Below are 10287 nucleotides of genomic sequence, written 5' to 3' on the forward strand. Positions count from 1 at the left end.
CAGGCTCCCCGGGCAGAATCACAACTCTTACTCACCAGGGGGAGGACCTGCCATGAGAACAAAACCCTTCAAATCTGGGGCGATCGGCGCGATAGCCATGGGCGCGGCGGCCGTCGGCGTGACGTTCGTCGCTCCCGCCGCCGCCGCACCGCTGCCACAGGATCCGCCGCCGGCGCCGGGACTGCCGAGCCCGGACCAGTTGTCCAACTTGTGCGTTCAAGCCACCGATCCCGGCGTGTCGTACACGACCAAGACCAACCTGGTCCAAAACGGCATCGCTCCGGACGAGGGCCACGTGGCCGACCATGACCTGCGCAAGGCGTACCGCAACGGAAACTTCCCGGAGACGTTCGCCGTGACGAACATTGCGCCGGCCGGTCCGAACATGGCCCAGGCCGACGTGGCCATCTCGGGGCCGAGGTTCGCCGGGCCCGTCGAAAAGCACCTCGCGTTCGTCAACGAGGGCGGCAACTGGATCCTGCAGCACGACGCCGCGATCGCCCTGATACAGGCCGCCACCGCGACGAACTAGCAAAGTCGAGCAGCCTGTGTACCCACACAGCGGGCGCACAGGCTGCTCACATGGCGTGGCCGTAACGTCACGGTGCGCTAATACGAAACAACGATCGGAAGACGCACACTGGCACGGTCCGTCGACGCGTGCCCACCCAAAGGGGGGACCATGAAATCCGTTAAATTCTTTGCCGGCGGTGCGGCAGCGCTGGCCGTCATCGGGGGAGCGGCCGCCGGCGTCACGTCGATGGTGGCGCCGGGTGAGTGGGCCTCGGTGCGGCTGATCGCGGTCGGCGCGCCGTTGCCGCTGGACCCGCCGCAGGCGGTGAACGTGCCGACGGCCGATCAGTTGACCGGTCTGCTGAACAGCCTTGCCGACCCCAGCGTTTCGTTCTCCAACAAGAGCAATCTGGTGCAAGGCGGCATCAGCGGGCTCGAAGCGCACGTCGCCGACAAGAAGCTGCAGAAGGCGGCCAAGAACGGCGACTTGCCGCTGGCGTTCGGCGTGACCAACATCCAACCCGCCGCGGCGGGGTCGGCGACGGCCGACGTGGCGGTCTCGGGTCCCAAGCTGACGTCGCCGGTCACCCAGAACGTCACGTTCGTCAACCAGGGCGGCTGGGTGCTGTCGCGTGCATCGGCGATGGAGTTGCTGCAGGCCGCCGGTCAGTGATCGGCGCGCACGGCGCGCAGGTCTAGTTTGGCGATCCGCTCCGGGTCGGCCAGCACATCGATGCTGGCCACCAGCCCGTCGCGCACCACGAATCCCATGATGGCCGTGGGCCGCCCTGCAACGAACACGACCGCGCCGGCGGCGCCGTTGACGATGGCGGGGCGCACCTCGCGCTCCGGTCCCGCGTAGCCACGGGCGAGTTTGGCCACGGTTTCCGCACCCTCGGCGCGGAACACGCTGGCGCCCCTGCCGAAATCGCCGCGCAGGACGACACCGGGATCGAGCACCGACACCAGCCGGTCGAAATCGCCGGCGCGGCCCGCCGCGAAAAAGGCGTCGACGGCCTCCCGTTGCGCGGCGACGCCGCCGTCGGGGGCCGGGTCGGCCTCCTCGATGCGCCGGCGCGCCCGGCTGGCCAGCTTGCGCGTCGCCTCCGGCGTCCGCTCGACGATGGGCGCGATCTCGTCGAACGGGACCGCGAACACGTCGTGCAGCACGAAGGCCAGCCGCTCGGCCGGCGGCAGCGTGTCCAGCACGACGAACAGCGCCAGCCCCACCGCGTCGGCCAGCATCGCCCGGTGTTCGGGATCGAATTCGCCCTCGGCATCCACGAGCGGATCCGGCAGCTGCCCGACCGGCTCTTCACGCCCGCGCCCATGGCGGTCGCGCAACGCGTTTAGGCAGATGCGGGCCACCACGGTGGTCAGCCAGGCGTCGAGGTTGGCTATTTCGCCGGGGCCGTCTGCGCCCCCCGCGCTGGTCAGCCGCAGCCATGCCTCCTGCACGGCGTCCTGCGCGTCGTCGACCGAGCCCAGCATGCGGTAGGCGAGGGCGCCCAGCCTGGGCCGCGCCGCCTCGAAGCGCGCGGACAGCGAAGCGTGCGCCGCCGTCACGCGCGACCGGCTTCGGGCAGGGCGCAGACCCGGTTGCCGGAAAAGCCGGCCGACCCGATGCCGAGCGCGATGTTGAACCGGGCGCGCATGTTGCCCAGGTTGATGACATGGGTGAGGCCGACCAGTTGCGGCGTGTCGAAGTGGGCGCGTAGCGCGTCGAACAGCTCGTCGGTCACCTCGACCGGGGTGCGGCTCATCGCGGTGGCGTACTCGAGGATCAGCTTGTCGAGCTCCGAGAAGCACGAGGCGTTGCGGTAGTCGGCCATCGCCAGCAGCTCCTCGTCGGTGATTCCCCACTGCCGCGCGATCTGTGAACCCAGGTCGATGCAGTACTCGCAGCCCACGGTCGTCGCCGCTTTCAGCTCGGCCAGCGCGCGGTGGCGCGGGCTGAGGATGTCCATCTTCGATTCGGCCTGCTCCAGCTTGCCGTAGGCGTTCAGTAATTGCGGGATGTGCGCGTAGATGCGCAGCGGTTCCAGCATCCCCGCGGTTTCCAGCCCGGCCATCTGCGCCAGCTTGCGCTTGGTGAAGAAGAAGGCGATCTTGGCGCCCAGGCCGGCGTCGCGGTCCGAGACTCCTTGCAGTCGGGGCATGGCGGTCCTCCTTGAATGTCGTCCTACTTAGGTCGACACCCGGAGACGCCCAAACGTGACGCGGCTGGCCCGATGGTGGCGACCCGCTGCGCCCGGCTACGCCGCGCTTGCGATCGCCACGGAATTCGATGGTGGCGACCCGCTGCGCCCGGCTACGCCGCGCTTGCGATCGCCACTACGTCTGCTGGCTCAGCGGCATGTCCATGTCGAACACCCGGGCGTGCAGCACCGTTCGATTTCGCAGCGCGGCGCGCACCGCGCGGTGCAGGCCGTCCTCCAGGTAGGTGATGCCGCGCCAGCGCACCGCGTGCGGGAAAAGGTCGCCGTAGAAGGTGGAGTCCTCCGACAGCAGGCGGTCCAGCGCCAGCACGGTCGTCGTGGTGACCAACTCGTCGAGGCGAATCTGCTGGGGCGGTATTTGGGACCAGTCCCTATAGGACAGCCCGTGATCCGGATACGGCTTGCCGTCGCGCACGCCCTTGAAAATCATTGGCGGGCCTTCTTCGGCGTCCGCGAAGCGTCGCCTCGGCCCGACCGGTACATGCAGGACAGGCTAGCCGGGAATCCGCCGGAGTTCGCCGCCAGAGGACCGCTAATGGCGGTTGGCACCTTTCGCGACCCGTAAAATGGACGCAATCAAGGAGGTGGGAGCCGATGGGAAGCGCCGACGAGCGTCGCTTTGAGGTGCTGCGTGCCATCGTCGCCGACTTCGTCGCCACCAAGGAACCAATCGGCTCGAAGTCGTTGGTGGAGCGGCACAACCTGGGCGTCTCGTCCGCCACGGTCCGTAACGACATGGCGGTGCTGGAGGCCGAGGGTTACATCACGCAGCCGCACACCAGCTCCGGGCGGGTGCCGACCGAAAAGGGCTACCGCGAGTTCGTGGACCGGCTCGACGACGTCAAGCCGCTCTCGTCGGCGGAGCGGAGCGCGATCCAAAGCTTCCTGGAGTCCGGCGTGGACCTCGACGACGTGCTGCGCCGCGCCGTGCGCCTGCTGGCGCAGCTGACCCGCCAGGTGGCCGTCGTCCAGTACCCGACGTTGTCGACGTCGACGGTCCGCCACCTCGAGGTGGTCGGGCTGACGCCGGCGCGGCTGTTGATGGTGGTCATCACCGATTCCGGCCGGGTGGACCAACGCATCGTCGAGCTCGGCGACGTCATCGACGACCACCAGCTTTCCCAGCTGCGCGAGATGCTCGGCCAGGCCCTGGTGGGCAAGAAGCTCGCGGCCGCCTCGACCGCGGTCGCCGACCTGGCCGGGGAGCTGCACGGGCGCAGCGGGCTGGCCACCAGCCTGAGCGACGCCGTCGGCCGATCGGCGACGGTGTTGCTGGAGTCGCTGGTGGAGCACAGCGAGGAACGCCTGTTGATGGGCGGCACCGCCAACCTGACCCGCAACGCCGCCGACTTCGGCGGCTCGTTGCGGTCCATCCTGGAGGCCCTCGAGGAGCAGGTGGTGGTGCTGCGGTTGCTGGCCGCGCAGCAGGAAGCCGGCAAGGTGACGGTGCGCATCGGCCACGAAACGGCCGCCGAGCAGATCGTCGGGGCCTCGATGGTGTCCACCGCCTACGGCCACTCCGATACCGTGTACGGCGGCATGGGTGTGCTGGGCCCCACCCGGATGGACTATCCGGGAACTATCGCCAGCGTGGCTGCGGTTGCGATGTATATCGGCGAAGTGCTGGGTGCCCGATGACCGTGCACCCGCACCGGAGTTTGTGGACGGCCGCGTAGCCGCGGCTTAAGACGTTTCAGGAGAGTCAGGCGTGGCACGCGACTATTACGGGCTGCTCGGCGTGAGCAGAAACGCCAGCGATGCGGAGATCAAGCGCGCGTACCGCAAGTTGGCGCGCGAGCTGCATCCCGACGTCAACCCCGACGAGGCCGCGCAGGCGAAGTTCAAGGAGATCAGCGTCGCCTACGAGGTGCTGAGCGACCCGGAGAAGCGACGGATCGTGGACCTGGGCGGCGACCCGCTGGAGAACGCCGCCGCGGCCGGCGGCGGGTTCGGTGGCTTCGGCAACCTGGGCGACGTGTTCGAGGCCTTCTTCGGCGGCGGATTCAGCGCGGGGTCGGCCTCGCGCGGGCCCATCGGGCGGGTCCGGCCCGGCTCGGACTCGCTGCTGCGGATGCGGCTAGACCTCGAAGAATGCGCGACCGGGGTGACCAAGCAGGTCACCGTCGACACCGCGGTCCTGTGCGACCGCTGCCAGGGCAAGGGCACCAACGGCGATTCCGTGCCCGTTCCCTGCGACACCTGCGGTGGCCGCGGCGAGGTGCAGACCGTGCAGCGTTCGCTGCTGGGCCAGATGGTGACCTCGCGCCCCTGTCCCACCTGCCGCGGCGTCGGGGTGGTCATTCCCGACCCGTGCCACCAGTGCATGGGCGACGGTCGGGTGCGGGCCCGCCGCGAGATCAGCGTCAAGATCCCGGCCGGCGTCGGCGAGGGCATGCGCGTCCGGCTTGCCGCGCAGGGCGAGGTCGGGCCCGGGGGAGGGCCGGCCGGTGACCTGTATGTCGAGGTGCACGAGCAGGCCCACGACATCTTCGTCCGCGACGGCGACGACCTGCACTGCACGGTCTCGGTGCCGATGGTCGACGCGGCGCTGGGCGTGACCATCAGCATCGACGCCATCCTGGACGGCACCAGCGAGATCACCATCCCGCCCGGCACGCAGCCCGGCACGGTGATCACGCTGCGCGGCCACGGGATGCCGCACCTGCGCTCGGGGGTGCGGGGCAACCTGAACGTCCACGTCGAGGTAGTGGTGCCCACCCGCCTGGACCACCGCGACACCGAGCTGCTGCGGGAGTTCAAGGACCGCCGCGGCCGCGATGTGGCCGAGGTCCGCTCGACGCACGCCGGCGGCGGGCTGTTCAGCCGGCTCCGCGAGACCTTTACCGGGCGCTAGTCCCCAGGAGCCCCGCACATGGTGGCGACGCTGTTCTACGTTGACGCACTGCCCGGCGCCGGCGAGCTGGCCGTCGTCGAGGGCGACGAGGGCTTCCACGCCGCCACCGTGCGGCGCATTCGTCCCGGCGAAGAATTGGTGCTCGGTGACGGCGCCGGAACCCTGGGCCGATGCGTGGTGGAGCAATCGGGCCGCGACGGGCTGCGGGCCCGGGTCTTGGAGCGCTGGGTCGTGCAGCCGCCCCGCCCGGCGGTGACGGTGGTGCAGGCGCTGCCCAAGTCCGATCGCTCGGAGCTAGCGATCGAGTTGGCCACCGAGGCCGGCGCCGACGCGTTCCTGGCCTGGCAGGCGGCCCGCTGCGTGGCCAGCTGGGAGGGCGCCCGGGTCGACAAGGGCCTGCGCCGGTGGCGTGCCGTCGCCCGTTCGGCCGCCCGGCAGTCGCGCCGCGCACACATCCCGCCCGTCGACGGCGTGGTGTCCACCGCGGCGTTGGCTCAGCGGGTTCGCGACGAGGTGGCGGCCGGGGCCGCGGTGCTGGCCCTGCATGAGTCGGCGACCGATCGGCTCGCGGATAGCCTTGTGGCCCAAGCGGATTCGGTTTTCCTGGTGGTTGGGCCCGAAGGGGGCATCGCGCCGGACGAGATCGCCGCGCTGACCGAGGCGGGCGCGGTGGCGGTCCGGCTGGGCCCGCAGGTGCTGCGGACGTCCAGCGCGGCCGCGGTGGCGCTTGGGGCGCTGGGCGTGCTCACCGGGCGCTGGGACGTATCGTCGAGCCTGTAGTTTTGCAGGCCGCAACTCGCACTTTCCCTGCAAAATTACAGTCTCGCGAGGAATAGAGCGCTGACCAACGGAGGGCCCGGCGTAGACTGAGGCGGCCGAGCAAACCCCTGAGAAGCACAGAAAGCAGGCATCGGAAACCACGTGACGCCCCGCGAGACCAGCGCTGCTGACGCAGCATCGACCTCCCAGGTTCGCAGCAGCATCAACGTTCCGCCCGATCTAGTCGTGGGCCTGCTCGGTTCGGCCGACGAAAACCTGCGCGCCCTCGAACGCATCCTCAGTGCCGACCTGCACGTGCGCGGCAATGCCGTCACCATCTCCGGCGAGCCGGCCGACGTGGCGCTGGCCGAGCGTGCGGTCTCCGAGCTCATCGCCATCGTGGCGGGTGGCCAGCCGCTGACGCCGGAGGTGGTGCGGCACAGCGTGGCGATGCTCGTCGGCACCGGCAACGAGTCACCGGCCGAGGTGCTGACCCTGGACGTCTTGTCTTGGCGTGGCAACACGATCCGGCCCAAGACGCTCAACCAGAAGCGCTACGTCGATGCGATCGATGCAAACACGATCGTCTTCGGGGTCGGCCCCGCGGGCACCGGCAAGACGTATCTGGCCATGGCCAAGGCCGTGCACGCGCTGCAGACCAAGCAGGTGAGCCGGATCATCCTGACCCGGCCGGCGGTGGAAGCCGGTGAGCGCCTTGGCTTTTTGCCCGGCACGCTGAGCGAGAAGATCGACCCGTATCTGCGGCCGCTGTACGACGCGCTGTACGACATGATGGACGCCGAGCTGATCCCGAAGCTGATGTCGGCCGGGGTGATCGAGGTTGCGCCGTTGGCATATATGCGTGGCCGAAGCTTGAACTCTGCGTTCATCGTGCTCGATGAGGCGCAGAACACCACCGCCGAGCAAATGAAGATGTTCCTCACCCGGCTGGGTTTCGGGTCGAAGATGGTCGTCACCGGTGACATGACGCAGATCGACCTTCCGGGCGGGGCGCGATCGGGCCTGCGGTCCGCGATCGACATCCTCGACAGGGTGGACGATATCTGCATCGCGGAGCTGACGAGTGTGGATGTGGTGCGCCACCGGCTCGTTTCGGAGATCGTCGAAGCCTATGCCCGCTACGAGGAGCCGGGCTCCGGGATGAACCGGGCGGCCCGTCGGGCGTCGGGTGGCCGAAGCCGCCGATGAGCATCACATGAGCATCGAAGTCTCCAACGAGTCGGGCATCGACGTCTCCGAAGCGGAATTGGTCAGCGTCGCGAAGTTCGTCATCGCCAGGATGGACGTCAACCCGAGCGCGGAGCTGTCGATGGTGCTGCTCGACACCGCCGCGATGGCCGACCTGCACATGCGCTGGATGGACCTGCCCGGGCCGACCGACGTGATGAGCTTCCCGATGGACGAGCTCGAGCCGGGTGGGCGTCCCGACGCGCCCGAGCCGGGGCCGTCGATGCTGGGCGACATCGTGTTGTGTCCGGAATTTGCCGCCGAGCAGGCGGCGGCGGCGGGCCACAGCCTGGGACATGAATTGGCGCTGTTGACAATTCACGGCGTGCTGCATCTGCTCGGCTACGACCACAGCGAGCCGGACGAGGAAAAAGAGATGTTCGCCCTGCAGGGCCGGTTGCTCGAAGAATGGGTCGCCGAACAGGTCGAGGCCTACCAGCAGGACCGCCAAGAGGAACGCGACCGCCGATTGCTCGACAAGTCAAGGTATTTCGACAATTGAGCTCCGCAACCGCGGCATAGCCAACACCTCTCTCCGAAGATCCCTTGCAGTACAAGTGATCTAGCGCCGCGTGCGAAATTGTTCAGCGCGGTACTGGAATATCGGCCCGGAATGGGCGTACGCTCTCGACACAATTACACGTGCGTCAAATCCCCGCGATATGTCGACGATCTTCCGAGAGGATTGCGATGTCGTATTTGGTGGCGGCCCCGGAGTTCCTGGCTTCGGCGGCAACGGATCTGTCCAACATCGGCTCGGCGCTGACGGCGGCGAATGCCGCGGCCGCGCCCACCACGGGGGTGGCGGCAGCCGCTGCCGATGAGGTTTCGGCGGCCGTCGCGTCACTGTTCTCCGGGCATGGGCAAGCCTTTCAGGCGCTCAGCGCTCAGGCGGCGGCATTTCACTCCGAGTTCGTGCGGGCGTTGAGTGGGGCGGGGTCCGCCTACGCGGCCGCCGAGGCAGCGAGCGCCGTGCCTTTGCAGAGCGTGCAACAAGATCTGCTGGGCGCCGTCAACGCACCCTTCCTGTTGCTGTCCGGCCGACCGCTGATCGGCAACGGCGCGCCCGGGGCGGTTGGGACGGGGCAACCCGGCGGCAACGGCGGCTGGCTGATCGGCAACGGCGGGGCTGGCGGGTCGGGAATCAATTCGGCGGCCGGCGGGACGGCCAGCCTCGCCGGCGGGAACGGCGGGTCCGGGGGTGCTGGAGGTAGGGCCGGCCTGCTGGTGGGTAATGGCGGGTTCGGCGGTCACGGTGGGGACGGTGTGTCCGGTGCCGCGGGTGGGCTAGGCGCGACCGGCCATGACGGCGGGAACGGCGGGAACGGCGGGGCCGGCGGAGCCGGCGGGCTGCTGTCCGGTACCGGCGGGGCCGGTGGTGGCGGCGGCAACGGCGCGATGGGTGGCCACGGCGGGGCCGGCGCTTACAACGCCTACCAAACGGGGGTGGCCGGCGGCGACGCCGGAGCCGGAGGCCAAGGCGGGAGCGGCGGGGCGCCGGGCGCCGGTGGGCGCGCAGGATTCTTTGGCGGCACTGCGGGCCCCGCGGGCACCGCGGGCGACGGTGGCGCAGGCGGGGACGGCGGCACCGGCGGCCAGGGCGGTGTGGGTGCCGCTGATGTCGGTTCTGGTGCTGGGGCCGGTGGTCAGGGTGGCGCGGGCGGGGCAGCCGGATTAGGGGGCAGCAGCGGCGGGGCTGGCGGCGTCGATGGTGCTGCAGGCACCGGCGGCACCGGAGGTCAAGGCGGCACTGGTGGGGCCGGCATGCAGGGCACCGCAGGGGTTAGTGGTGTCAACGCTGGGCTGGGCGGCCCGGGCACTCAGGGTGGTGCCGGCGGTCAGGGCGGCGCAGGTGGGGCCGGCAACGGCGGCATCAACGGCACCGGCGGAGTGGGTGGTACCGGCGGTCAGGGCGGCCAGGGCGGTACCGGTGCCGCCGACACCGGCTCGGGTGCCGGCACCGGCGGCACCGGCGGCACCGGCGGGACCGCTGGCGCCGGGGGCAGCGCGGGCACCGGCGGCACCGGCGGCCACGCGGGCAGCGCGGGCACCGGCGGCACCGGAGGTCAGGGCGGCACCGGCGGGGCCGGCGAGAGCGACACCAGCGGCGTTGCCGTCACCCTGGGCAGCAACGGCGGCACCGGCGGCAACGGCGGCCAGGGCGGCGCCGGCAATGGTGGCTTCAACGGTAACGGCGGCCAAGGCGGCACCGGCGGGTGGGGCGGTTCGACCATTGGCGCCACCACCGGTCTTCCCGCCATCGCGAGCGGCGGCGGTGGTGGCGGCGGCGGCGCCGGCGGGGGCGCCGGATCTGGCGGCGCTGGCGGCGTAGCTGGCGATGGCGGCACTGGCGGCCACGGCGGCGGCGCAGCCCTATTCCTCTCCACAAGCAGCGGGACCGCCGGCCTAGCTGCCGCCGGCGGCGACGCCCAGGCCCGGGTTGGTGGTGTTGCCGCCATTGGCATTACCGCCCTGACCGCCGGCGCCGCCGGGCAGGGTGCCGCTAGCGGTGCCGGTCCCGCCGGTGCCGCCGCTGACGGGGGCGTTGTTGGCCCAGGCGGCGGCGGCGCCGGCCCCGCCCCCGCCCCCCGCCCCCGCCGCGCCCCGGTGGCGCCCGGGCCGCCGGGGGCGCCCGCGCCGCCCGCGGGCGCGGGGCCCGGGGGGCCGCGGGGGGGGGGGGGGGCCAGGGCGCCG

The 10287-nt window shown here is 70.7% G+C and carries 11 protein-coding genes; 8 read left to right on the plus strand and 3 right to left on the minus strand.

The features are described 5' to 3' along the window. Window positions 1-52: 52 nt before the first annotated feature. Complete coding sequence (locus A9X00_RS09930) at window positions 53-532, plus strand: hypothetical protein (protein ID WP_067152417.1); 480 nt, start codon at window positions 53-55, stop codon at window positions 530-532. 150 nt (window positions 533-682) lie between these two features. Next, window positions 683-1186 (plus strand): hypothetical protein, encoded by a 504-nt coding sequence (locus A9X00_RS09935; protein WP_067152419.1) that lies wholly within the window; start codon window positions 683-685, stop codon window positions 1184-1186. Here the strand turns inward: A9X00_RS09935 and A9X00_RS09940 are convergent. The 3 genes from A9X00_RS09940 to A9X00_RS09950 form a co-directional block, all read right to left on the minus strand. After that, window positions 1180-2079 carry a sigma-70 family RNA polymerase sigma factor gene (locus tag A9X00_RS09940; RefSeq protein ID WP_156772019.1) on the minus strand — a complete coding sequence of 300 codons (900 nt, stop codon included), beginning with the start codon at window positions 2077-2079 and terminating at the stop codon, window positions 1180-1182. The genes A9X00_RS09935 and A9X00_RS09940 overlap by 7 nt on opposite strands. Further along, entirely contained in the window at window positions 2076-2672 is a 597-nt protein-coding gene (locus A9X00_RS09945) for a carboxymuconolactone decarboxylase family protein (protein WP_067152421.1), read from the minus strand. The genes A9X00_RS09940 and A9X00_RS09945 overlap by 4 nt, the downstream gene beginning before the upstream one ends. A 175-nt stretch (window positions 2673-2847) precedes the next feature. Further along, window positions 2848-3162: a type II toxin-antitoxin system VapB family antitoxin gene (locus tag A9X00_RS09950; RefSeq protein ID WP_067152422.1), complete on the minus strand. Its 315-nt coding sequence runs from the start codon at window positions 3160-3162 to the stop codon at window positions 2848-2850. A 164-nt stretch (window positions 3163-3326) separates the two neighbouring features. Here A9X00_RS09950 and hrcA point away from each other — a divergent pair, with 164 nt between their 5' ends. The 6 genes from hrcA to A9X00_RS31810 form a co-directional block, all read left to right on the plus strand. After that, window positions 3327-4370 (plus strand): heat-inducible transcriptional repressor HrcA, encoded by a 1044-nt coding sequence (hrcA, locus tag A9X00_RS09955; protein ID WP_067152424.1) that lies wholly within the window; start codon window positions 3327-3329, stop codon window positions 4368-4370. Window positions 4371-4440: 70 nt separating this feature from the next. After that, entirely contained in the window at window positions 4441-5586 is a 1146-nt protein-coding gene (dnaJ, locus tag A9X00_RS09960) for a molecular chaperone DnaJ (protein ID WP_067152426.1), read from the plus strand. A gap of 18 nt (window positions 5587-5604) precedes the next feature. Further along, window positions 5605-6366, plus strand: a complete 762-nt coding sequence (locus tag A9X00_RS09965) for a 16S rRNA (uracil(1498)-N(3))-methyltransferase (RefSeq protein ID WP_067152428.1) — start codon at window positions 5605-5607, stop codon at window positions 6364-6366. A 141-nt stretch (window positions 6367-6507) separates the two neighbouring features. Then, window positions 6508-7554, plus strand: coding sequence for a PhoH family protein (locus A9X00_RS09970; protein ID WP_067152431.1), 1047 nt, complete (start codon window positions 6508-6510; stop codon window positions 7552-7554). A 7-nt stretch (window positions 7555-7561) separates the two neighbouring features. Further along, window positions 7562-8095, plus strand: a complete 534-nt coding sequence (ybeY, locus tag A9X00_RS09975) for an rRNA maturation RNase YbeY (RefSeq protein ID WP_067152457.1) — start codon at window positions 7562-7564, stop codon at window positions 8093-8095. 188 nt (window positions 8096-8283) lie between these two features. Next, a partial coding sequence (locus A9X00_RS31810; protein WP_232006737.1) for a PE family protein occupies window positions 8284-10287 on the plus strand: 2004 nt, incomplete at its 3' end.

It is taken from the genome of Mycobacterium sp. 1245805.9, from assembly GCF_001672915.1.
GTDB lineage: Bacteria > Actinomycetota > Actinomycetes > Mycobacteriales > Mycobacteriaceae > Mycobacterium.